The sequence below is a fragment of the Lentzea kentuckyensis genome (genome assembly GCF_002150765.1).
GTDB lineage: Bacteria > Actinomycetota > Actinomycetes > Mycobacteriales > Pseudonocardiaceae > Lentzea > Lentzea kentuckyensis.
The window spans coordinates 15,178-37,160 of the sequence record NZ_MUYM01000109.1; the positions used below are offsets into that span (position 1 = coordinate 15,178).

At 69.0% G+C, this 21,983-nt stretch carries 20 protein-coding genes; 8 read left to right on the forward strand and 12 right to left on the reverse strand.

What is annotated here, in order from left to right; all coding sequences use genetic code 11:
• Positions 1-98 precede the first annotated feature (98 nt).
• Positions 99-929: an SAM-dependent methyltransferase gene (locus B0F77_RS39100; protein ID WP_086668105.1), complete on the reverse strand. Its 831-nt coding sequence runs from the start codon at positions 927-929 to the stop codon at positions 99-101.
• 197 nt (positions 930-1,126) lie between these two features.
• Between B0F77_RS39100 and B0F77_RS39105 the strand changes: the two genes are divergently transcribed.
• The 4 genes from B0F77_RS39105 to B0F77_RS39120 all read left to right on the forward strand — a co-directional run bounded on the left by B0F77_RS39105 (position 1,127) and on the right by B0F77_RS39120 (position 4,383).
• Positions 1,127-1,471, forward strand: a complete 345-nt coding sequence (locus B0F77_RS39105; RefSeq protein WP_086668106.1) for a spore germination protein GerW family protein — start codon at positions 1,127-1,129, stop codon at positions 1,469-1,471.
• A gap of 88 nt (positions 1,472-1,559) precedes the next feature.
• On the forward strand, positions 1,560-2,255 hold the full coding sequence (locus B0F77_RS47420; RefSeq protein ID WP_143467150.1) for a hypothetical protein: 696 nt from the start codon (positions 1,560-1,562) through the stop codon (positions 2,253-2,255).
• Positions 2,206-2,952 carry a GAF and ANTAR domain-containing protein gene (locus tag B0F77_RS39115; RefSeq protein WP_086668108.1) on the forward strand — a complete coding sequence of 249 codons (747 nt, stop codon included), beginning with the start codon at positions 2,206-2,208 and terminating at the stop codon, positions 2,950-2,952. Before B0F77_RS47420 ends, B0F77_RS39115 begins: the two co-directional genes overlap by 50 nt.
• Before the next feature lie 96 nt (positions 2,953-3,048).
• On the forward strand, positions 3,049-4,383 hold the full coding sequence (locus B0F77_RS39120; RefSeq protein WP_086668109.1) for an alpha/beta hydrolase family protein: 1,335 nt from the start codon (positions 3,049-3,051) through the stop codon (positions 4,381-4,383).
• Positions 4,384-4,387: 4 nt separating this feature from the next.
• Here B0F77_RS39120 and B0F77_RS39125 read toward each other — a convergent pair whose 3' ends face one another.
• The 11 genes from B0F77_RS39125 to B0F77_RS39175 all read right to left on the reverse strand — a co-directional run bounded on the left by B0F77_RS39125 (position 4,388) and on the right by B0F77_RS39175 (position 19,015).
• Positions 4,388-5,725: an FAD-binding oxidoreductase gene (locus tag B0F77_RS39125; protein WP_086668110.1), complete on the reverse strand. Its 1,338-nt coding sequence runs from the start codon at positions 5,723-5,725 to the stop codon at positions 4,388-4,390.
• The gene (gene tsrT, locus B0F77_RS39130) at positions 5,722-7,407 is read right to left on the reverse strand and encodes a tryptophan 2-C-methyltransferase (RefSeq protein ID WP_086668111.1); all 1,686 of its coding nucleotides are present in this window, start codon (positions 7,405-7,407) and stop codon (positions 5,722-5,724) included. Before tsrT ends, B0F77_RS39125 begins: the two co-directional genes overlap by 4 nt.
• A 228-nt stretch (positions 7,408-7,635) precedes the next feature.
• Positions 7,636-8,850: an acyl-CoA dehydrogenase family protein gene (locus tag B0F77_RS39135; protein WP_086668112.1), complete on the reverse strand. Its 1,215-nt coding sequence runs from the start codon at positions 8,848-8,850 to the stop codon at positions 7,636-7,638.
• Positions 8,851-8,862: 12 nt separating this feature from the next.
• Positions 8,863-10,062, reverse strand: coding sequence for an acyl-CoA dehydrogenase family protein (locus B0F77_RS39140; protein WP_245849242.1), 1,200 nt, complete (start codon positions 10,060-10,062; stop codon positions 8,863-8,865).
• Between the two features lie 14 nt (positions 10,063-10,076).
• A complete protein-coding gene (locus B0F77_RS39145; RefSeq protein ID WP_086668114.1) occupies positions 10,077-11,366 on the reverse strand; it encodes an ATP-grasp domain-containing protein in 1,290 nt (429 codons plus the stop codon).
• Positions 11,363-12,649, reverse strand: a complete 1,287-nt coding sequence (locus B0F77_RS39150; RefSeq protein ID WP_086668115.1) for a lysine N(6)-hydroxylase/L-ornithine N(5)-oxygenase family protein — start codon at positions 12,647-12,649, stop codon at positions 11,363-11,365. Before B0F77_RS39150 ends, B0F77_RS39145 begins: the two co-directional genes overlap by 4 nt.
• Positions 12,650-12,740: 91 nt before the next feature.
• Positions 12,741-13,976: an ATP-grasp domain-containing protein gene (locus tag B0F77_RS39155; protein WP_086668116.1), complete on the reverse strand. Its 1,236-nt coding sequence runs from the start codon at positions 13,974-13,976 to the stop codon at positions 12,741-12,743.
• Positions 13,973-15,187 (reverse strand): MFS transporter, encoded by a 1,215-nt coding sequence (locus B0F77_RS39160; protein ID WP_086668117.1) that lies wholly within the window; start codon positions 15,185-15,187, stop codon positions 13,973-13,975. The genes B0F77_RS39155 and B0F77_RS39160 overlap by 4 nt, the downstream gene beginning before the upstream one ends.
• Entirely contained in the window at positions 15,187-16,200 is a 1,014-nt protein-coding gene (locus tag B0F77_RS39165) for an NAD(P)/FAD-dependent oxidoreductase (RefSeq protein WP_245849244.1), read from the reverse strand. The genes B0F77_RS39160 and B0F77_RS39165 overlap by 1 nt, the downstream gene beginning before the upstream one ends.
• Positions 16,201-16,217: 17 nt before the next feature.
• Positions 16,218-17,738: a class I tRNA ligase family protein gene (locus B0F77_RS39170; RefSeq protein ID WP_086668119.1), complete on the reverse strand. Its 1,521-nt coding sequence runs from the start codon at positions 17,736-17,738 to the stop codon at positions 16,218-16,220.
• Complete coding sequence (locus B0F77_RS39175) at positions 17,738-19,015, reverse strand: lysine N(6)-hydroxylase/L-ornithine N(5)-oxygenase family protein (RefSeq protein ID WP_086668120.1); 1,278 nt, start codon at positions 19,013-19,015, stop codon at positions 17,738-17,740. The genes B0F77_RS39170 and B0F77_RS39175 overlap by 1 nt, the downstream gene beginning before the upstream one ends.
• A 405-nt stretch (positions 19,016-19,420) precedes the next feature.
• On the opposite strand from B0F77_RS39175, the gene B0F77_RS39180 reads away from it, so the two are divergent.
• The 4 genes from B0F77_RS39180 (at position 19,421) to B0F77_RS39195 (ending at position 21,965) form a co-directional block, all read left to right on the forward strand.
• Complete coding sequence (locus tag B0F77_RS39180; RefSeq protein WP_086668121.1) at positions 19,421-20,134, forward strand: response regulator; 714 nt, start codon at positions 19,421-19,423, stop codon at positions 20,132-20,134.
• 106 nt (positions 20,135-20,240) lie between these two features.
• Positions 20,241-20,603 (forward strand): cupin domain-containing protein, encoded by a 363-nt coding sequence (locus tag B0F77_RS39185; RefSeq protein WP_086668122.1) that lies wholly within the window; start codon positions 20,241-20,243, stop codon positions 20,601-20,603.
• Positions 20,600-20,923 carry an avidin-fold protein gene (locus B0F77_RS39190; protein ID WP_086668123.1) on the forward strand — a complete coding sequence of 108 codons (324 nt, stop codon included), beginning with the start codon at positions 20,600-20,602 and terminating at the stop codon, positions 20,921-20,923. The genes B0F77_RS39185 and B0F77_RS39190 overlap by 4 nt, the downstream gene beginning before the upstream one ends.
• A gap of 94 nt (positions 20,924-21,017) precedes the next feature.
• On the forward strand, positions 21,018-21,965 hold the full coding sequence (locus tag B0F77_RS39195; RefSeq protein ID WP_143467151.1) for a hypothetical protein: 948 nt from the start codon (positions 21,018-21,020) through the stop codon (positions 21,963-21,965).
• Positions 21,966-21,983: the final 18 nt, after the last annotated feature.

Genomic DNA, 21,983 nt, shown 5'->3' on the forward strand with positions numbered 1-21,983 from the left:
CAGGCGCGGCAACGGAATCCGCCTACGGGCCGGCTGTGCCGAACACCGTGCCGAAGGTCAGCACGGTCACGACGATCAGCGAACCGGGTGCGTCCTGGTCAGCTCTTGCGGCCGACCGCCGCGAGCCCGGCGAGCCGCTCCGGATGCTCGTCGATGTCGTCGACCGACACGGGACGCCACAGCGGCAGGAACACGACGCCAGGATCGACGAGGTCGAAGCCGGCGAACAGGTCGGTGACCTCGGACTTGGAACGCATGGTCATCGGGGTCGGGGTGCGCTGGTAGAGGTCCCGATGCGACTCGGCCTTCTCGAGCTGGCCCTCGTGGCTCGCGTGGGAGACGACCAGAAAGCTGCCGGGCGCCGTGGCATCGCGGTACCTGGCGAGGATGGCGGCCGGATCGTCGCTGTCGGGCACGAAGTGCAACACCGCGACCATCATCACGGCGATGGGCTCGTCGAAGTTCAGCAGCGACCGCACCTCGGCGCTGTCCAGCACCTGCTCCGGCCGGCGCATATCGGCCTGAATAGCCACGGTCAGCGGGTCGGAGCCCAGAATGTTCTTGCTGTAGGCGACGGCGATGGGGTCGCTGTCCACGTAGACGACCCGCGCGTCGGGCGTCGCCTGCCGAGCCACCTCGTGGACGTTGCCCACCGTGGGAATGCCCGAACCGAGGTCGAGGAACTGCCGCACGCCCGCGTCCACGCAGAACCGCACGGCACGGCGCAGGAACGCCCGGTTGGCCTGCATGATCATCGGCAGTTCCGGCCACATCGAGATGGCCTGCTCCGCCATCTCCCGGTCCACCGCGAAGTTGTGGGCACCACCGAGGTAGTAGTCGTACACCCTCGCCGCGCTGGGACGGGTCAAGTCGATGTCCCCTGGCGGCACAACCGAGTCCTGCGTCACGCTTGCCTCACCGATCGTCATCCGGTCCCACCGCGGACCTGTCGTCGCGACGAACCTACCGCTGCCCGGCGCGGTGCCGCAGCCAGGACCACCTCGGCGATCCGATGGTCTCTCCACAAAGGACGGCGGCGGGTTCACCGTGCGAACGCACCCACGCCGGCCGCCGCTCTCGATAGGTTCAGGGGCGGAAGGCGAATCCTTCGCCGAGGGGAGCTGGAATGAAGGTCGACGAGCTGATCAGCAAGACCAAGGACACGTTCGAGGCGAAGAAGGTGTACGCCGAACCGTTCACCCAGGACGGCATCACCGTGATCGCCGCCGCCACGGTCTCCGGCGGGCTGGGCGGCGGCACCGGGCGCGACGAGAAGGGCCAGGAGGGTGAGGGCGGTGGCTTCGGCGTGTACGCCAAGCCCACCGGCGCGTACGTCATCAGCGACGGCAAGGTGCGCTGGGAACCCGCGATCGACGCGAACCGGCTGATCGCGGTGATGGGCGCCGTCGCCATCGCGGCGATGCTCATCGCGTCGCGCATCGTCAGGGCGAAGGCGCGCGGCCAGGCTTGAGCGCTGGGCGAGGAAACTGCTTTGGCCCCGACAGGTGAGGACCTTCGTCCCTGCGTTCACCGGGCGTCTCTGTCGCACCGTTGACGGCATGAGCACCAAGCTGTCGACCGGCGTCCGGCAGAGCTGGTTCGTCTGGGTGACCGCGGGCGAGTTCCTCGGTTTCCTCGCCCCTGCCCTCGCCGGCGCGTTGTCTTCGCCGTCACCGCTGCTCGTCGCCGCGGGCGTCGTCGAAGGCGCGGTGCTCGGCGCGGCGCAGTGCGTCGTCCTGCGCCGCGCCGTCCCCGGCCTGCGCGCCGCGGAGTGGATCGCCGTCACCGCGCTGGCCGCGGGCTTCGCCTGGGCGATCGCGTTGCTGGCCGTCCACTACAGCGAACCCCTGGGCACGTTGCCGGCGGCCGTGCTGTTCCCGGTCGCGGCGGTCGCCGGCATGGGCGTCCTGCTGTCCATCGGCGTCGGGCAGTGGTTCGTGCTGCGCCAGCACGTTCCGGACCCGTCCCGGTGGGTGTGGGCCACCGCGCTGGCGTGGTGCGCGGGTCTGATCGTGTTCACGCTCGTCACCACTCCCCTGTGGCGGCCCGGCCAGCCGACCGTCCTCGTCGCCCTCATCGGGGCACTCGGCGGCCTGCTGATGGCCGCCACCATGGCCGCGATCACCGGCTCCGCGCTCGTTCGTCTGCTCGGCGGGAACGGGAGCGCTCGGGTGTCCGGCGGTCCGAACGGGGTAACCGTCTCTCATGGCCGACGACATCGCAGGCGAACCGCTGACCGAGGCCGGCTCCGCTGAGGGCGTGCCGGACCTGGCCGTCCACCTCACGCAGATCGCCCGCACGCTCCAGCGGCAGCGCGGCGAGCAGGAAACGATGGACGCGATCGTGCACACCGCGGTCGGCACCATCCCCGGCGCCCAGCACGCCGGCATCATGACCGTGGTCGGCCGCAGCGAGATCCGCACCGTGTCCACCACCGGTGACCTGCCCTGCGACGTCGACCAGGCGCAGTACGAGACGGGTCAGGGCCCCTGCCTGACGGCCCTGTACCAGGACCGGATCGTCTCGGTGCCCGACGTCGTCCAGGACGACCGGTGGCCGGCGTTCACGGCGAAAGCGGCCGAGCTGGGCGTGGGCAGCATGCTGTCGTTCCAGCTGTACGTGCAGGACGAAGATCTCGGCGCGCTCAACCTGTACGCGCTTGAGGACGGCGCGTTCGACGACGAGTCGCGGCACGTCGGCAGCCTGTTCGCCGGGCACGCGGCGATCGCGCTCGCCTCCGCCCAGGAACGCAGGCAGCTCGGCGCGGCCGTGCTGACCCGCGACCTGATCGGTCAGGCCAAGGGCATTCTGATGGAACGCCACCAGCTCACCGCCGACCAGGCGTTCGCCCTGCTCACCCGCGTCAGCCAGCACACCAACGTGAAGCTGCGCGACATCGCCGAGCAGCTCACCAGGACCGGAAAGCTGCCGAATCCTCCCACCGGCCGTTGAACGAAGTCCGTCCTGGGTTCAGCCGATGGGCGGGTGGCCCGGGGAGCCTCCGCCGGGGTGGAATGGGCTGGCGTGGGAAGCCGACGGAGGTGTGGCATGCGAACACGGCTCGTGGTGTCGTTGCTGGGGCTCGTGCTCTTCACCGGTGGTGCGCCCGCACTGGCCGATCCGCCGGTCCCCGGTGACCAGCCGCTGCCCGGCTACACCGTCAACAACCCGCCGCTGCCACCGGAGGTCGTCAACGGACAACCGACCAGAGTGCTGCAGGGCATCCACCAGCACTCCGCGTACATCGTCGAGGTGCCCGCGAAGTGGAACGGCCGGCTGGCCATGTGGGCGCACGGCTACCGCGGCACCGGCACCGTGCTCACCGTCGACCCACCGGCCTACGGCCTGCGCGCCCGGATGCTCGGCCAGGGCTACGCCTGGGCCGCGTCCTCCTACTACGGCAACGGTTACGACGTCCGCGCCGGCGTCCAGGCGACGCGTGATCTGGCCAAGCACTTCGGCACGCTGGTCGGCAGGCCCGAGCAGGTCCTCATCGCGGGAGTGTCGATGGGCGGGCACGTCATCGGCCGTTCGCTCGAGCAGTACCCCGGCTTCTACGACGGCGCGCTGCCGATGTGCGGTGTGCTCGGCGACCACGAGCTGTTCGACTTCTTCCTCGACTACCAGCTGACGGCGCAGGCGCTCGCCGGGATCCGCGCCTACCCGGTGCCGGCCGACTACCTCACCACGGTGGTGCCGCGCATCCAGGAGAAGCTGGGCCTGAGCACTCTCGTGCCCGGCGGCCCGGACACCGTGACCGACCGCGGCGCCCAGTTCCGCGCGGTCGTGACCGAACGCAGTGGCGGACCCCGTCCCGGCGCGACGCCCGCTTTCGCGTACTGGAAGGACTTCCTGTTCGGCCTCGCCTCGCCGCCGGCCCCGGACGCCCCGCTCGCGTTCGACCCCGCCCGGCTGTCGACCAACCTCGGCACCCGCTACCAGCCGAACTCGCCGGTCGACCTCAACCGCGAGGTGCAGCGGGTGGCGCCGCGCGACTGGCGGTCCCGCCTCTCCCCCACCCTCACCGAGATACCGAAGATCGCGGGCAAGCCGAAGGTGCCGGTGCTCTCCCTGCACGGTCTCGGCGACCTCTTCGTGCCGTTCTCGATGGAACAGGACTACCGCACCGACGTCGCCCGCAACGGCCAGTCGAAGTGGCTGGTGCAGCGGGCGATCCGCACGGTCGAGCACTGCGAGTTCTCGCCGGCGGAGGTCGGTGCGGCGTGGAACGACCTGGTGGCGTGGACCGATCGCGGACGCCGGCCCGCCGGTGACCTGATCGGCGACCGCGACGCGGTGGCCGCGGCCACGTTCGGCTGCAAGTTCACCGATCGCGCGGCCTACAACGGTCCCGGCACGCGCAAGATGTTCGCGCCCTGTTGACGGCTCAGATCGCCTGGGAGAACTCGAAGAAGCGGTCAGGGTCGTACCGGCGCTTCACCTCGGCCAGCCGGGCCAGGTTCGGGCCGTGGTAGGCCTGGCGCCAGTCCGGCAGGTCGGGATCGGTGAAGTTCAGGTAGGACGCGTTGTCGGTGTGCTCGCCGATGTCCTCGTGCAACGCCGTCAGCCACTCCAGGTTGTCGCGCACCACCTGCGGACTGTCTGACGACATCCACGACGTGTCCAGCGACACCAGGAACAACGCGTCGCGGTGCGGGAACGCCGTTTCGGTCACGCCCAGCGCGTTGATCGCGCCGCCCCAGCCGAACAACGCCGCGCCGCCGCCGTCCGGGTTGCTGCTGCCCGGCCACTTGTCGACGGCCGTGACGAGGGTGCGCACTCCTTCTTCGGGCAGCGGCACGGACGTTGTGCGGGTACGGCCCGCGAACGCGCCACCAGCCGTTTCGTGGTGCACGTACTCCACTGCTTCCCAATACGTCCGGTCCTCGATGTCGCTGCGGAACGGACGGGTACGGCTCAGCGGGGCGAGCAACGTGCGCAGCCCGTCCGCCGATCCCAGGTGCCAGCCGATCAGGGACACCATCCCGCCGCTGGTCAGGCCGACGCGCAACGACAACGCGTCCGGCGCGGTGCGCTGGATCTCCTGCACCACCAGCATGACGTCGACCGCGTGTTCCCACTCCCACAGCAGCAGACAGGTCGCGCTGTCCACGACCGGGCGCGCCTGGAAGGTGAACGACGTGTTGACGCCGAAGTTGCCGCCGCCACCGCCTCGGCAGGCCCAGAACAGGTCAGGGTGCTCCGAAGCGGAACACGTGACCGCACTGCCGTCGGCGAGCACGACGTCGGTGCTGACGAGCGAGTCGCAGGTCAGTCCGAACGCCCGCGACACCGCCGAGACTCCCCCGCCGAGCGTGAGGCCGCCGATGGCGACCTCGTCGGAGTTGCCCAGTGGGAACGCGATGTCGTGTGGCCGCAACGCTTCGTACAGCGCGCGCATCCGCGTTCCGCCGCCAACGGTGACCAGGGCGGAGGACGGGTCGACGTGCACCTCGTCGAGGCCGCCCAGATCCAGGACCAGGCCGGTGTTGACGGACGCGCCGGCGTAGCTGTGGCCGCCGCCGCGCGCGACGAGCGGCACGTCGTGCTCCCGTGCCCACGTGATCGCCGTGACGACGTCGTCCGTCGAAGCGGCGGACAACACCGCCGCGGGGACGACGGAGGCGTAGCGGTCGTTGAACGGCTTGCTGCGGGCCGTGAACCCGGCGTCGCCCGGCAGCAGCACCCGTCCGCGGACCTGGGCCGCAAGGCTGTCGAACGTCACCGGACGACACCCGCCAGCTGGGCCTCGCGCAGGATCTCCTCGCGTTCCCGCCAGTGCGACCAGAACGCGCCCTTGTAGCCGAGGCTGGTCAGGCCGTTGAGGAACGGGTTGTCGGCGTAGTTGTTCTCCGACTCGCTCATGCCCGCGAGCGTCGGCAGCATCACGCGGTGATGGTCCGACGGGTCGACGAGCGACCAGAGGTAGTCCACCGTGCGCGACCAACGCCCGTTCGGATCGGTGTTCGTGCCCGCGTCCTCCAGCAGGTCCGGCGAGAAGTAGCAGACGAGGCGGAACTCGCCGCGCTCGTCGAACATGAACTGCTTCTCGTACTCGACCAGGCCGGAGCACATCGACAACGGCTTGAGCACGATCGGTCCGGTCGCGGTGTTCGACTGCAGACCCGGCACCGTGCGGACGCCGGCGCACTGCTCCGCGATCGAGATGCCCAGCGGGTGGTGCGGGAAGAGCCGCAGTCCCAGCGAGAACGCCGTCACCGTCGCGTCGAGCGCCATGAACGCGTCGACGCAGTCGCGCATGGTCTCCCAGGTCTCGCCGGGCATGCCGAACAACGCTTCGACCATCGTCTTGATGCCGCGCTCACCGCACAGCCGCACGAGCCGTTCGGTGTCTTCGAAGGTGTAGTACGTCGTGCCCTTGCCAGTGACCTTCCAGTTCGCGAGCACGTCCTGGCGGATGTGGTCGCTGCCGACGTTCACGCCCTGACAGCCCGCCGCGGCGAGCAGGTCGGCGAACTCCTCGTCGAACGGCGAGGGCTGGCAGTACACCCACAGGCGCAGGTCGTTGAGCGGGTTGGCGGCGCTGGCGTGCTTGCGGCGCACGATCTCGCGCAGCACGTTCTTGGCGTGCGAGATCGACAGGTTGAACTCGCTGTCGGTGGTGTGCTGGTCGAGAATCCCCTGCGCGGCAAGGGACTGCATCTCGTCCACGACGGCGGCGACGTCACGGCGGGTGATGGCACCACCCTTGGCGTCGGGTTCGACGCAGTGCGCGCACCGGTAGACGCAGCCGGACTTGGTGAGGATGCCCGCGAGACCGCCGCGCTTGTAGTACTCGCCGTTGTCCACTTTGTACTTGTCACCGGATCTTCTGACGTACGTCCCGACCCCGTCGACCTGCCAGGTCTTGACCACGGTCGGCCCGACGAGCGGGCGGGACGTGAGGACGGTGGACGTGCGGACGATGCCGTCCGGGGTGTTGCGGATCAGTCCGTCCACAGTGGAGATGTCGCGGCCGGTGACGATGGCGTCGGCGAGATCGGTGACGATCACCTCGCCCGGCCCCTTCACGCCGTAGTCGACGCCGAAGTAGTCGACGAGCGCGAACGGCATGGTGGAGAACCCGATGCCACCGGCGACGATCGGCGCCTCCGTCAGGCGGGTGATCTCGGTGATGATCTCCTTGTGCTCACCGACGAAAGGGCGCTGTTCGAATGCGTACACGGTGTCGGTGTTGCGCACCGTGATGCCGACCAGCATCGGCTCGCGCGAGGTGAAGTACTCCGTCAGGAACGTCTTCCAGTCGTCGCGGTGGAACGTCAGGTCCACCACTTCGACCTCGAACCCCGCGCTCTCCAACGACGTGGTGAGCACGTCGAGCGCGTACGGGGCGATCGGCGGATGCACCTTGTTCGGGTTGACGAGTGTTACCAGTCCTCTGCTCATCGAATCTTCCCCCGCTGCTTTGGTCAACTAGTGGCGTGTCGCGCATCGTCGGCCTGGTTTTCGGGGCGTCTGCAAGTACCACCAACCCATGATCAAATCGCCGCTGACTACACCCAACCTGTTCGCCGCACGACACCGCACGGGCGAGTTGGTAGTAGCAAGGTGCTTGTTGATGTTGAGTTGGTGGTACTTGCAGACGCCGTCAGCCAACAGCCGGGTGAGCAGCGACTAGACGATGCCGAGGGCGATGCCGAACTCGGGCTTGGCGTTGAGCAGGTAAGCGCCGGCGGACTGGAGGATCCGGTCCTGCGCGGCGAGGTGCTGGCAGATCGTGGCCGTGTCGCGCATCCAGCGGTCCATCGGCGAGGACCGGTGGATCGACCACGTCTGCAGCAGGTCGAACAGCCGGTTCACGATCGAACGCGACATGCGGAACGCGTGCACCCACGACAGCGGGCAGGCGGCGCGGTCGATCGGATCCAGGTCGTCGAGCACGCCACCGGCGGCCAGCACTTCCCACTGGCGTTCCAGTGCGCCGTAGACCCCGGCGCGGGTGGCGTTGAAGTCGGCTTCGCAGGACGCCAGCGTCACCTGGACGCGCCAGATGTCCGCCCAGTCCGTGCCGGTCATCCGGTCCACGCGCTGCAACACGCACTCGCGGGCGTAGTCCAGAGCGGCCCGCGCGACGCCGAGCGAGACGCCGCACATCGTGCGGGTGAACGCATCAGGCTGGGCGAGCGGACCTCGGCGGCCCCGCACGTTGTCGAAGCTGAACGAGTGCTCCTCCGGCACGAACACGTCCGTGATCGTGTAGTCGCAACTTCCGCTGCCGCGCAGACCCGTGGTGTCCCAGTTGTCGATCAGCTCGACTTCGTGGCGCGGCAGGAGGAACTGGCGCGACTCGTGCGGGTTGCTGCCGTCCGGGCTCGCGTACTTCTTGCCGTCCTGGTAGACGAACCCGCCGGAGATCACCCAGTCGGCGTGGTCGATCCCGCTGCCGAACGGCCATCGTCCGGTCAGCCGGTAGCCGCCGGGCACCTTCTCGGCGCGGCCGGACGGTTGCAGCAGGCCCGCGACGATCTGGTCGGGGTTCGGGAACATCTCCTTGGCCACGACCGGGTCGAGGAACTCGGCGTAGATGCCGGTGTTCGACCCGATCATCGAGCACCAGCCGACCGAGGCGTCCCCGTAGGACAGTGCCTCGACGACTTCGAGCTGTTCCATCGACGTCAGTTCCAGGCCACCCCAGTGCTTTCCGAAGCACATGCGGAACACACCGTTGTCCCGCAACGTGTCCACGATGTCCTGCGGCAGGCGCCGCAGCGTCTCGATCTCCGCGGACCGTTCGCGCAGCATCGGCGCCAGCGCCTTGGCGCGCTCGATGAGCTCCGCCGCGGTCTGCGCCACCTTCATCTGGGCATCGAGCGCCCTCGTCATGGTCATCTCCAGCTCCCCCTACTTGACGATGCCGAGGCAGATGCGGAACTTGGGCCGGCGACCGAGCAGGTACGCGCCCACGGACTCGAGAATCGCGTCCTGTGCCGAGAGGTTCTGGCACATGGTCGCGGTGTCGCGCATCCACCGGTCCATCGGCGAGGACTTGTGGATCGACCACGTCTGCAACAGGTCGAACAGTCGGTTGACGATCGAGCGGGACGTGCGGAACGCGTGCAGCCACGCGATCGGCGACGCGGCGCGTTCGTGCATCGTGAGGTCGTCCAGCGTGCCGCCGGCCGACAGGACCTCCCACTGCCGCGTCATCGCGGAGTAGACGCCGTTGCGGGTGGCGTTGAAATCGGCCTCGCACTCGGCCAAAGTCACCTGGACGCGCCAGATGTCCGCCCAGTCCGTGCCCGTCATCCGGTCCACGCGCTGCGCCACGCACTCACGGGCGTAGTCCAGAGCGGCCCGCGCGACACCGAGCGGCACACCGCAAAGGCTGCGCATGAAGGATTCGGGCTGCGCCAACGGGTGCGGCTCGCAGCGCGGGTTGTCGAACGTCAGCGTGTGCTCGTCGGGCACGAACACGTCCGTGATCCGGTAGTCGGAGCTGCCGCTGCCGCGCAGACCGGTGGTGTCCCAGTTGTCCAGGATCTCGACCTCGTGCTGCGGCACGAGGAACTGGCGCGACTCGTGCGGGTTGCTGCCGTCCGGGCTCGCGTACGGCTCGCCGTTCTCGAAGACGAACGCACCGGACATCACCCAGTCGGCGTGGTGAATGGTGCTGCCGAACGACCACTGGCCGCTCAGCCGGAACCCGCCCGGCACCTTGTCGGCGCGCCCGGCAGGGGCCAGCACGCCGGCGGTGACCATGTCCAGTCGCGGGTAGACCTCACGCACGACGTCCGGTTCGAGGAAGTTGGCCAGCAGACCGGTGTTCGCGCCGATGATGCCGCACCACGCGGCGGACGCGTCGCCGTACGCCAGCGCCTCGCCGACCTGCGTCTGTTCCATCGAGGTGAGCTCCGGGCCGCCCCACTCGCGGCGGAAGCACATGCGGTGCACGCCGGTGGCGCGCAGCAGCTCGACGACGTCCGGCGGAAGCTGACCTGCCTCCTCGATCTCCGCGGACCTTGCGCGCAGCACCGGCGCGAGGGCCTGGGCGCGGGCGATGATCTCGGTCGCCGTGCGGGGCTCGTCGGCCACCGTGGTCATGTTGTCGCTCCTCGTCATTCGTCCACATCCAGCAGGCCCGCCGGCATCGCGAAGGGCGCGTCCGGGTCCGTCGGCCCGACCGGTTCGGTCTCCAGCTCCACCAGCGCGGCAGCCGCGGCCAGCCGGTCGTCGCACGTCTGCGTGTCCTCGGCCTCGCACACGACGAACGAGTGCCGCGCCAGGTAACCGCCGGGAGGCAGGCGCAAGATCGTGCCGGGCTCGCACATCGGCGAGGTCGCGACCAGTCCGGGCGCCTCGGCTGGCAACTTGATCGACTTCAGCAGGCAGTCCTGCTCCGGGATGCCGAAGCGGATGCCCGCGACACGGCGGAAAGCCGGCGTGACGTCCGGACGCTGGCCGGTCGTGACGTCGAACAGCACCTCGCCCGGCTCGATACCGGTGGCGGTGCGGCCGAGGAACGGGATGAGGTCGCCGCCGAGCCGGCCGTTGATCTCGATGATCAGCGGGCCGCGGTCGGTCAGCCGCACCTCCGCGTGCGTGATGCCGTTCTCGATGCCGAGCGCCTCGTGCGCCCGCGCCAGATGCGTGATCAGCTCCTGGTCGTCGAGCAGCGGGTCGTTGGCGTCGACGACGTGGCCGACCTCCTCGAAGTACGGGTGGTCGCTGCTGTGCTTGCGCGCCAGGAACATCGGCAGGTACTCGCCCTTGTGGACGGCACCGTCGACGCTGATCTCCGGGCCCGGCGCGTAACGTTCGACGATCGCGCTCGCCCGGTACGGCCCCGGATCCACCTCGCTGGCCGCCAAGGCGACGTGGAACGCCTCGTCGAGCTCGGTCTCGTTGGTGGCGAAGACGACCCCGATGCTGGCGCCCATGGCGCGCGGCTTGATCACGACCGGGTAGCCGATGCGGTCGGCAGCGGCGCGGGCCTGCTCGACGGTCGTCGTGAGCTCGAAACCCGGCTGGTGCAGGCCGGCCGCGGTCAGCACAGCCCGCGTGCGTTCCTTGTCGCGGCACCCGCGCACACCGGCCGCGGACAGGCCCGGCACGCCGAACTCGGCGGCGAGCAGGCCCGCGTCTAAGACCAGTGGTTCGTCCCAGCACATCAGGCCGACGACGTTGCGGCTGGCCACGACCTCGCGGGCGGCCTTGCCCATGACGTCCGAGTCGAAGACGTTCGCGACGATGATCTCGTCGAAGTACTGGCGCTGCCAGGTGGGTTTGAGGTTGTTGATCAGGATCAGGTCGATGCCCGCGGCCTGGGCGCGGCGGGCGATCGGCGCGACGAGGTACTCGCGGTAGACCTTGAGGCCGCTGCCGATGACGAGGATCGCGGGGTTCATGCGTGCACTCCCGTTTCCCTGGAAGAAGACTGACGCCGCGCGAGCAGGTCGGTGAGGATGTCCTGCGAGCGGTGGGCGATGACGCTGATCAGCGAGTCGGCGATGCCGTGCGTCTCCTCGTTCACGCCCTGGAGGTACATGGCGCCCCAGGCCGAGTCGCCGAGGTCGACGCGGTACTGGCGGCTGACGTTGATCTCGTCGATGCCGGCGCGGCCGGCCAGGTCGCGGACGAGCCACGGCATGCGCGGGTCGTAGCCGGTACCGAGGAGCACGAGGTCGCAGTGCAACGGCTCGACCTTGCCGCTCATGCGGTCACGCAGGTCGAGGACCACCTCGTCGTTCTCCAGGCGGGCGGCCACGACCTCGGTCATCGGCCGCACCCACGAGCGCTGCGGCCCGAGGGTCTTCTGCTGGTACAGCATCATGTAGAGCTGGTCGAGGAACTCCGGCGCGAGACCCGCGTAGTTGGTGAGACGCATTTCGGCGAGAATCTGCTGGCGCACCTCGGACGGGCTGTCGTAGAACTCGTCGACGAACGACGGGTAGAACAGCTCGTTCACGAACTTGCTGTGCTGGTAGTTCTGCAGCCCGATCGACCGGACGACCATCGTCACCTGGCTGTGCGGCAGGTTCTGGTGCAGCGCGTAGAACATCTCCGCCGCGCTTTGCGCCCCGCCCACGACCACCGCGCGCAACGGCTCGTCCTTGGAGATCTGCGCGATTCTGGTGCGGTACTGGGCGCTGTGCACGATGCGTTCGGCCGGCAGCTCGCCGAACACCTCCGGGATGCGGGGATCACGGCCGCCGCCGACCACCAGGTCGCGGCAGCGGATCCGGTCACCGTCCACGAGGGACACTTCCCAGCCGGTGATCGACCCGTCTGCGGACCTCGCCGGCTCGATGCTCTGCGCACGGGAGTCGTAGCGGATCTGCACCCGTTCCAACGACTTCGCGGCCCACTGGAGGTAGTCCGACAGCTCCCAGCGGAACGGGCTGAACGTACCGAGGTTGACGAACTCGTCGAGCCGGCCCTGGTCGTGCAGGAAGTTGAGGAACGAGAAGCGGCTGCGCGGGTTGCGCAACGTCACCAGGTCCTTGAGGAACGAGACCTGGCTGCGCGCCCACGGCATGAGCAGGTTGCGCTGCCACTTGACGTCCGGGCTCTGCTCCAGCAGCAGGGTGTTCTCGGCCAGGTCCGATTCGGACTCCTCGATCGCGACGGCGAGCGCCAGGTTCGCCGGTCCCGCGCCGATCGCCAGAACCCCAACCTCTCGGTCAGTCACAGTGCCCCCTCGAATGGTTTCGCAGCCAGAAATGAAGCTAGACAACGAAGTTCCCCGACAAGAAGAGGAACCGTTCCCGACCGGTCGGGAATTACCGGACTTCGATGCGCACGATCGCTGCCGCGATTTCCGCGCGGCGCAGGGCTTCCCCGGACGTGTCGCCGGTGGCCATGACGATTCCCGCGCGGTCCCACGAACTGCGCAGGCCGCCGAACTTCTCCCCCGGTGCGACCGTCACCTGCAGCAGGTGCACGCCGTCGAGCCGCCGTGCCTCGTCCACGCCCTCGATGTTCTCGACGACACCGGGCTCGATCGTCAGGAACCGCACGGCCGCACCGGCTTTCGCTCGCGCGGGCAGGTCGCTCGGCGGGTCCTCGCCTTTGAGCACGGCGTAGTAGCAGCGCAGCAGCTCCACCGGGTAGGCGAGCTGGACGACGTCCAGAATGCCGTCCCCTGCCAGCCTTCCCGCGCACTCGACGAGGTGCGGCACGCCGTCCGCGACGATCCACTCGCAGTGCACGATGCCGTCGCGGAACCCGGTCGCGTCGATCACCCGCGAGGTCTGTTCCTTCAGCAGGTCGTCCAGGTCGGCCGGGATGTCCGCGGGCACGATGTGCGCGAGCTCGACGGGACGCGGGCCGGGTACGAGCTGCTTGCCGGTGACGTTGGCGAACAACGGTTTCCCGTCCCGCACCAGCATCTCGACGCTGAACTCCTCGCCCTCGACGAACTCCTCGGCGAGCATCGAGAGTTCCATCGGCCGGTCCGGGACGAAGATCCCCTCGTCCTGCTGAGTGCAGTGCGCCCACGCCTGTTCGATGTCGTCCGGATCGTGGATCACCTGCGTGCCCACGGACGCCTGCCGGTTCGACGGCTTGAGCACGATCGACCGGTCCCGCATGAACGCCAGGACGTCCGCCGGGCTGGTGACCCGGCGGCTTTCCGGGTTGCGGATGCCGGCCGCGGCGGTGACCTGGCGCAGCAAGGCCTTGTCCCGCATGATCTGCGCCGCGCCGAGCGTCGCGCCGGGCAGGCCGTAGCGTTCGGCGAGGCGGGCGGCGAACGGGGTCGCGTACTCGATCGCCGGGATGACCGCCGCGGGGTCGAGGTCGCGGTGGGCGTGGAAGAACTCGTCCGCCTTGCCCGGCGTGAGGTACTCCCACTCGATCAGGCCGCGGACGAACCCGACGCCGTCGATCTGCTCGCGCACGTGCCGTTTGCGGATCACGTCCGGTTCCTCGACGTAGATCAGCGAGTCGTCCGGCTGGAACTCGGCGAGCAGGCCGATCGTGACGCCGACGAACCCGACGACGATGACGGGTCTCATGCCACACCTGCCTCGACGGACTCCTTCACCACGCGCACGCCGTACACGGCGAGAAGCCCGGCGACGCCGTTGACCAGGGCGATGACGATCCAGAACGCGCCGCCGAGGCTGGTGAACGTGAACACGCCGAACAACGGGCCGATCGCGGAGGCGAGTCCGACGACCGCCTGCATCGTGCCGATGTAGCGGGACTTGTACGCCGCCGGGAACTTCGCCGGATGCGCGAACATCGTCGGCCCGGCGATCATCAGGCCGCTCACCGCGAACACCGCGCCGAGGAGCACGAACGTCCCGGACTGCACGGCGAAGGCGTAGAGGGCGAAACCGAGCGAGTTCACCAGGTGCCCGGCGAGCACCGCGACGTGCGCCGGGATCTTGACGATGTACGTGGTGATCTTCAGCTCGCAGGTGATCAGCACGATCGACGAGATCGTGAGCACCGCGCTGTAGAGGCTGGTCGGATACTTGTCCGCGACGATCTCCAACGGCAGCGCGGTGACGGACTGCGCGTAGCAGATCGTGCCGAGGAACACCGCGGCGAGGTAGGCGAGGTACTTGCCGTCGCCCAGCATCTTCGCGTAGGCAGTGCGAGAGTCCACAGTGGACTTCTCTTCGTGCTCCTCCGGCGCCTCGACCCGCGGCAGCAACGAGTACGCCAGCAGCGCGTAGATCAGCGCAGTGGCACCGTCGAGGTAGAAGAGCAGGTCCCAGTCGACGAGGATCAGCCCGGCCGCGATGAGCGGGGCGAGCGCAGCGCCGGTGTTCAGCGCGATGCGCATCATCGAGAACGCCATCACCTGGTGCTCTTCCGGCATCAGGTCGCTGAGCAACACCGCCGCGGCCGGCCGGTATGCCTGCGTCACGAGCCCCGCGAGGCCCACGACCAGGAACAGCACCACGGGCATCTTGGTCACGAACGGGATCGACGCCACCAGCGGCGCGGACGCCAGCATGGCCAGGGTGATCGTCGTGCGCGGCCCGAGCCGGTGGGTGAGCTCGCCGCCGAGCAGCGTGCCGAAGATCGACCCGACGCTGTACGCGGCGAGGCACAGTCCGGCGATGCCGATGGAGTCGCCGCGGAAGGTCAGGTACAGCAGGATGAACGTCTGGACGAACGCGCCGAGCTGGTTGATCAGCACGCCGCCGAGGAGGTAGCGGACGGGCGTGGGGGTCGCCCGCAACGTGGCGAAGACCCCGGTCTTCTCGGTCATCAGGCTGCCTCCAGGGCGTCGACGATGCGTCCGGCGACCAGTGGCGCCGAACCGAAACCGCTGCCGCCGCAGGCCGCGCGCGCCCAGACGGCCGGAGCCACCTCGGTGAGCAGCGCGCCGCCCGTGACGGCGTCGGTGGCGTAATGGCAGTGCTTCACCGCGACCACGGTGTATCTGGCCACATCGGCCACGATGGATGCTTTGAGCAGGCGGTCGACCCACCTGTTGTCGAGCTCGTCGCCGTCGACGGACGCCACCTCCCGGCGGACGGCGTCCGAGCTGATCTTCAGCAGGGTGCCTTCGCCGGGTGGCAGCAGCCACGCCCGGCCATCCGCGCCGAGCCGTCCGGCGCCCGGTGCGTTCTCCCACCAGCGCATCAGCTGCTCGGGCGGCCGGAGGTACACCATCGTCTGGCGGTGCAGCCGCACCGGGACGTCGACCAGCTCGGCGGTCCACGGACCTTCCGCGATCAGCACCAGATCCGCGTGGATCGTGCCGCCGCCCGCGACCTCGACGCGTCCGGTGTCGACGGCGGTGACGCGGCTGTTGGGCCGCAACGACACCAGCGGGTGCTCGATCAGCCAGTGCACGGCCGCGATCAGCACGCGCGCCGCGAGCAACACCCCGGCGTCGATCTCCAGCACGCCGACCGAGTCGTCGGCGAACATCAGGTGCGGCAGCTTCTCCGGTTCCAGCGTCTCGACGGGCAGCCCGCACGCCGCCGCCTGCTCGGCCATCACCGCGGCCTGGGCGCGCGGCCAGGCCGTGACGATGCCGACCCGGCGGTAGAACCTGGTGTCCAGCAACGACTCCAGCTCCAGCCACCGCCGGTGCGCGGCGAGCCGGCCGAGGGTGGCGTCCACGTCGTCGGGGACGAACGTCCGGATCGCGCGGTGCTGGTCGAACGACGTGGACGCCGGACTGGGGATGCTGCCCCGGTCGAGCACCGTCACCCGGTGCCCGGCGAGCGCGCACTCCACCGCCGTGAGCAGACCCGTGACTCCCGCGCCCACGATGACCACCCTGGCCATCATTCGGGGAGTTCCGGCAGTCGTCGGGGCGTGCACTCGTGGGTGTCGAACAGCTCCGGGATCGTGGTGTCCGGCAACGCCCGCGCCGCGAGGTCGGTCAGGATCGGCGCGGCGCAGCGGAGGAACACGTCGACCTCGTGACAGAAGTCGCCCGCGTTCTCCGCCGTGACCGGGAAGGAGTCCAGGCGGGCCAGCTGTTCGGTGAGCGTGAACGCCGCCGCCGTGATGCTGAACCGCCGCACGTCGTAGGCGCCGGCGAAGCGTTCGACCATCAACCGCGCGGCGATCCGGGACCGCTCCGAGACCGGGAGCGGCACCGGTTCCAGTGCGTTGACCTTGGCAGCGATCCGGTTCCACGGCACGACCAGGCGTGACGACGTCACCTCCGCCATCGCGGCGCGGGTGAAGTTGGTGCGCTGGAACTCCGGGCTGGTCGAGGCGAGGTAGAACCGGATCAGGTCGCGCGGGACGCCGGAGTTCAGCAGCTCCTGACCGGTGACGAGGTGGCCGCGGCTGGTGGAGAACTTGTCGTTCTCCAGCTCGTAGAACTCGTTGGTGACGAACTGCTCCGGCAGCACGTACCCGTCCAGGGCGAGGAGCATCGCGACACCGGCGACGGCGAACGCGAAACCCGCGTCGGAGCCGAAGAAGTACACGACCTCGGTGTCACCGAGCCACAGCTGGTCGTCGCTCTCCAGCACCTCACCACGGCCCTGGGCGGCGAGCGCGGAGGCGTGGATGCTCCAGGTGATCGTCTCGGTGTCCGAGTAGATCACCTGACCGTCGACCTCGGGGAACGGTGCGGGGATGCCCCACGAGATGGGCAGCGTGACCGGGTAGTCCGGCAACGGCCGCGCCAGCATCTCCTCGATCATCCGCGCGAGCCTCGGCCGCAACGTCGGCGCGTGCCGCGCGAAGAACTCCTCCAGCCCCGCCCGGTACTCCTCCACCGGCAGGACCAGCACCTTCTCCTCGCGCAGCTCGACCACGTCGTCCGGGTCCAATGTGGACTTCGGGTCGACGAGCTCACCGGAAGCGATCCAGGTGCCACAGCCCTCGCACAACCCGGCACAACCGTCGGTCAGGCACACCGGGCAGCCACCGCGCACGTACGCGTCGGTGAGGAACTCCCCCGTGCGCGGCGAGTACGGGAACTTCACCGCGCGCAGCCGCAGTTTGCCAGCGCTGTGCAGGCGGTCGAAGAAGGTGACGACCGTCTTGACATACCGCTCGTCGAACCGCACGAACCCGTCCGGGTCGATGTCCATCGCCGCGAGCGACGCCTCGACCGCCCCAGCCGAGGACTCCCGCAGGTCCTCCGGCCGCACGCCGAGGCGACGGGCGGTGGTGACGATGTAGTTCTGCGTCGAGTGGATGCCGGTGCCGAACAGCACGTCCCGCCCCGCGGCACGGGCGTACCGCGCGCAGATGTCGGCGGCGAGGAAGGGTCCGGCGAGGTGGCCCAGGTGCAGGTCGCCGTTCGCCGTCGGGCCGGGGGCGATCACCAGCAGCTTGCCCATCACGCGCTCCTCAGCTCGGCCGCGCCGCGCCGGGCGAGGAGGTCGTTGACGATGTCCTGCGAGCGCTGGGCGAGCACGCTGATCAGCGAGTCGGACATGCCGTGCGTCTTCTCGTTCACGCCCTGCAGGTACAACGCTCCCCAGGCCGCGTCGCCGACGTCGGCGCGGTAACAGCGGCTGACGGCGAGGTCGTCGAGACCGAGCCGGGTGGCGAGATCCCGTGCCATCGCGGGCATCCGCTGGTCGTAGCCGGTGCCGAGGACCACGAGGTCGCAGCGCACCGGGTCGACCTTGCCGGTCCTGCGGTCGCGCAGGTCGAGCACCAGTTCGTCGCCGTCCTGCCGCGCGCCGGCGACCTCGGTCATCGACCGAATGCTGGAACGCTTGGGCCCCAGCATCTTCTGCTGGTACAGCATCGTGTAGAGCTCGTCGAGGAACGGCGGCGCGAGGCCCGCGTAGTTGGCGAACCGCATCTCGTCGAGGATCTGCGCGCGCACCTCGGGTGGCGTGTCGTAGAACTCGTCCACATAGGACGGGAAGAACGCCTCGTTGACGAACTTGCTGGTCTGGTAGTTCTGCAGGCCGATCGACCGCACCACCATGGTGACCTGGCTGTCGGGCAGGTCGGAGTGCAGCGCGTAGAACAGCTCGGCCGCGCTCTGCGCACCACCCACCACGACGGCGTGCAGGGGCCGGTCCTTCGGCACGTCACCGATGCGGGTCAGGTACCGCGAGCTGTGCACGACCTTCTCGTCGGGCAGCCCGGCGAACACCTCGGGCACGTGCGGGTCACGTCCGCCACCGACGACCAGGTCGCGGCACCGGATCACGTCGCCGTTCGCGAGCGTCACGGTCCACCCGGTGAGCACACCGTCCTGATGGTGGGGCTCGATCCGCTGGGCGCGGGCGTCGTAGCGGACCCGCACGCGTTCCAACGACGACGCGACCCACTGCAGGTAGTCGGACATCTCCCAGCGGTACGGGTGGAACGTGCCGAGGTTGACGAACTCGTCGAGCCTGCCCTGCTCGTACAGGAAGCTCAGGAACGAGAACCGGCTGCGCGGGTTGCGCAACGTCACCAGGTCCTTGAGGAACGACACCTGACTGCGCGCCCACGGCATCAGCGTGCCGCGCTGCCATTTGACGTCCGCGTGCTGCTCCAGCACGAGGGTGTCGTTCGCGAGTTCCCGCGCACCGGACTCCTCGATCGCGACCGCGAGGGCGAGGTTCGCCGGGCCGGCCCCGATCGCCAGTACGCCAACATCTTGGACAGTCACACGTCCCCCTCTGTTCGTCCCCGAGTGGCGTTCCAGAGGCTAGGTAGCGGCCCTTCCCAAGAGGTAGGGGAACTGTTCCCGGTCGTATGGGCAAAGCCGATTCCCTGGTGGGGCAAAGAAGACCGGAATCGGTTCACCGCGCCGGCGATGCCGGCGCTCACCGGGTGTCACCCGATGTGGTGCCCTGTTGGGCCGCTTCGCCGAACCGATGCGGCGATCGCAGTCACGCCGCTACTCCGGTCGTCATCGGCGCCCGGCAGCTCGCTGGGCCGAACGAGTGAAAATCGCATTTCTGACATCGCGGCGCCCTCTGAAGAAGCGATATACCCTACGGCCGGTGCCGTCTTTGGGGAGATCAGGTGACCGCAATGGAATGACGCGACAGCCATTTTCGGGGGAAGACCGATGACTCAGCTGGAACACACGGTGGTGCCGCCGCTGCGCCGCGGCCTCGACATCGCGGTCCTGCACAGACCAGCGACAATCACCGTCGTGCTGGCCGACACACAGCCCGCCATCAGGCACGGAGTGCGTTCCGTGCTCGAACGCGTGGACGGCGTTTCCGTTGTTGGTGAAGCTTCTACTTCTTCCGAGGTAGTGACCGAGACAACGCGCTGCCGGCCCGACGTGCTCGTCATCGACGTGGACACCATCGGAGCCGGAAACTGCCGATTAGTAGAACAAATAGCGCGCGCATGCCCCGAAACGGGCATTCTGGTCTTCAGCGCGCTTGATTGCGACGCGACGGTCATCGCGGCGATTCAGGCGGGCGCCCGCGGCTATTTGTTGAAGAGCGCCGATCCGGACCAGATCGTGCGCGGCATCCAGGCCGTCGCGGCGGGCGAGTTCCTCATCGGTAAAACGATCGCGGGCCGCTTCGCGGCACTCCTGCACCCGGCGGCGGAACAGACGCCGTACCCGTTCCCACAGCTCACCGGCAAGGAACGGGAGGTGCTCGACCGGATCGCCGCCGGCCGGTCCAACGTCGCCATCGCGCGCGAGTTCGCGCTGGCGTCGAAGACCATCAGCAACCGGGTGTCCGCGATCTTCGCGAAGCTCGGCGTGGCCGACCGCGCCCAGGCGATCGTCCTCGCCCGCGACGCCGGGCTGGGGCGGTAGTGGGCACGCCACCACTTCCTGACACAGCAGGGAAAGCGCCCCTGTCGGCGGGGAAACCCGCGTGCCTACTCTCCGCGTCGTCGCCGAACGTCGATCGGAGTTGGGGATGCCGACAGACCACGTGGACTTCCGCAGGAACGAGCCGGAGCACCTCGTCCGCGAGCACGGGCTCGACCTGAAGCTGCTGCACCCGTGGCCCGGCCTGGCCACGCCGTTCCGCGGTGCCTGGTGCGTGCTGCGCCCAGGCGACCGCACGGACACCCACCAGCACCGCGAGCAGGAGCTGTTCATCGCGATGGTGGGCCGGGCCGAGGTCGTCGTGGGCGGGCACACGCACGTGCTCGCGGCGGGTGACCTGATGCTGATGCCCGGAGACGTGGACCACCACGTCGTCAACCCGCACGAGGAGGACTTCTCCTACTACGCGATCTGGTGGGACGGCGTGATGGCCCAGGAGTACCTGGCGTGATCGACTACAACGGCCGCCGGTTCCGCAAGCCGGACAGCGACCCGCACACCGTCGCCGAGTACCACCAGGAGGGCGACCTGGTCTGGGCCGAGTTCGCCGGTGGTGCCGTCCGCCGCGGCTCGATCGCCGGGACGCGCGACCCGGACGGCACCCTCCACATGGGATACACCATGGTCCTCACCACCGGCGAGGTGATCTGCGGGCACACCGTCAACACACCCGAGTTCACCCACGAGGGCCGGCTGCGGCTGCGTGAGGAGTGGGAGCGTTACGGTCCACACGCGGCCGTCGGCACCTCGTACATCGACGAGGTCGGCTGACGGCCGATCGGGGCGCCTGCAACAGCGCGACAACCTCGCCACAACGGCACGCCGGTACTTCTTCGGTCGGCAGTTCACAACCGAGGAGGACATGGTGAAAGCCAAACTGGCGACGATGCTGGCCGCGGTGCTGGCGGTCGCGGCGCTCGTCGCGCCGGCCGCGAGTGCCACGCCGTACTACCGCGACGTCTTCGTGCGCGACAACGTCACCGACGTCGGCAACGAGCCCAGCACCGGCAGCATCTACTACAGCCCTGACATCAGGGTGTGCCACACCCCGGTGTTCTGCGCTGTGTCGCAGAACCCTGTGGTCGGAGTGAACAACTACGTCTTCGTCACGCTGAGACGCAAGCCGGGCGCCAATGGCAACGTGGACGGCGCCCTCTACCTGTACCACAGCAACATCGGCGGCGGCACGGCGTGGCCGGCCGGCTGGACGTTCATCGGTGCCGCGGGTTCGAGCGTGCCGACGTCCGGCACCACCGTCATGATCACCTGGCCCGGCTGGAACGTCCCCGGCCCTGGGCACTTCTGCCTGCTCGCCAGATGGGTGTCGGGCGCGGACCCGATGACGTTCGCCGAGGTCGCCAACACCCAGCTCAACGCTCAGCGGAACAACAACATCGCGTGGCGCAACGTCGACTCCATCCGGATCCGCCCGTTCGACCACGTGACCGTGCCCTACACGATGGGCAACCCCGATCGCGTCGACGCCAGGCAGAGCCTGATCTTCGAGCAGCCCCGGCCGTTCGCCGGCACGGTGACGGTCGACCTCGGCCGTGAGCTCGCGGCGCGGTGGAAGGAGTCCGGCCAGAAGGGCGTCGGGGTGAAGCAGGTGGGCGAGACGCAGGTCCAGATCGTCGAACCCAAGTTCGCCCGCATCGACGGGCTGGCGCTCAAGGCGGAGGAACGCGTCGAGACCGCGCTGACGTTCGCGACCGGCGAGGACGCGGGAGGTCCCGCCGAGCTGCACGTGCGCCAGGTCGACGTCCAGGGCGTGGATCTCGGTGGCGCGCAGTACCTCATCAACGAAAAGGAGTGAGTATCAACTTCGGCGGGT

Excerpts from the sequence above, each read along its gene's own strand:
- B0F77_RS47420 (WP_143467150.1), top strand. The coding sequence starts at position 1,560 with ATGAGCACCAAGCTGTCGACCGGCGTCCGGCAGAGCTGGTTCGTCTGG.
- B0F77_RS39140 (WP_245849242.1), bottom strand. The coding sequence starts at position 10,062 with ATGACCACGGTGGCCGACGAGCCCCGCACGGCGACCGAGATCATCGCC.
- tsrT (WP_086668111.1), bottom strand. The coding sequence starts at position 7,407 with ATGAGCAGAGGACTGGTAACACTCGTCAACCCGAACAAGGTGCATCCG.
- B0F77_RS39120 (WP_086668109.1), top strand. The coding sequence starts at position 3,049 with ATGCGAACACGGCTCGTGGTGTCGTTGCTGGGGCTCGTGCTCTTCACC.
- B0F77_RS39170 (WP_086668119.1), bottom strand. The coding sequence starts at position 17,738 with ATGGGCAAGCTGCTGGTGATCGCCCCCGGCCCGACGGCGAACGGCGAC.
- B0F77_RS39155 (WP_086668116.1), bottom strand. The coding sequence starts at position 13,976 with ATGAGACCCGTCATCGTCGTCGGGTTCGTCGGCGTCACGATCGGCCTG.
- B0F77_RS39180 (WP_086668121.1), top strand. The coding sequence starts at position 19,421 with ATGACTCAGCTGGAACACACGGTGGTGCCGCCGCTGCGCCGCGGCCTC.
- B0F77_RS39100 (WP_086668105.1), bottom strand. The coding sequence starts at position 929 with ATGACGATCGGTGAGGCAAGCGTGACGCAGGACTCGGTTGTGCCGCCA.
- B0F77_RS39145 (WP_086668114.1), bottom strand. The coding sequence starts at position 11,366 with ATGAACCCCGCGATCCTCGTCATCGGCAGCGGCCTCAAGGTCTACCGC.
- B0F77_RS39105 (WP_086668106.1), top strand. The coding sequence starts at position 1,127 with ATGAAGGTCGACGAGCTGATCAGCAAGACCAAGGACACGTTCGAGGCG.
- B0F77_RS39160 (WP_086668117.1), bottom strand. The coding sequence starts at position 15,187 with ATGACCGAGAAGACCGGGGTCTTCGCCACGTTGCGGGCGACCCCCACG.
- B0F77_RS39115 (WP_086668108.1), top strand. The coding sequence starts at position 2,206 with ATGGCCGACGACATCGCAGGCGAACCGCTGACCGAGGCCGGCTCCGCT.
- B0F77_RS39185 (WP_086668122.1), top strand. The coding sequence starts at position 20,241 with ATGCCGACAGACCACGTGGACTTCCGCAGGAACGAGCCGGAGCACCTC.
- B0F77_RS39135 (WP_086668112.1), bottom strand. The coding sequence starts at position 8,850 with ATGACCATGACGAGGGCGCTCGATGCCCAGATGAAGGTGGCGCAGACC.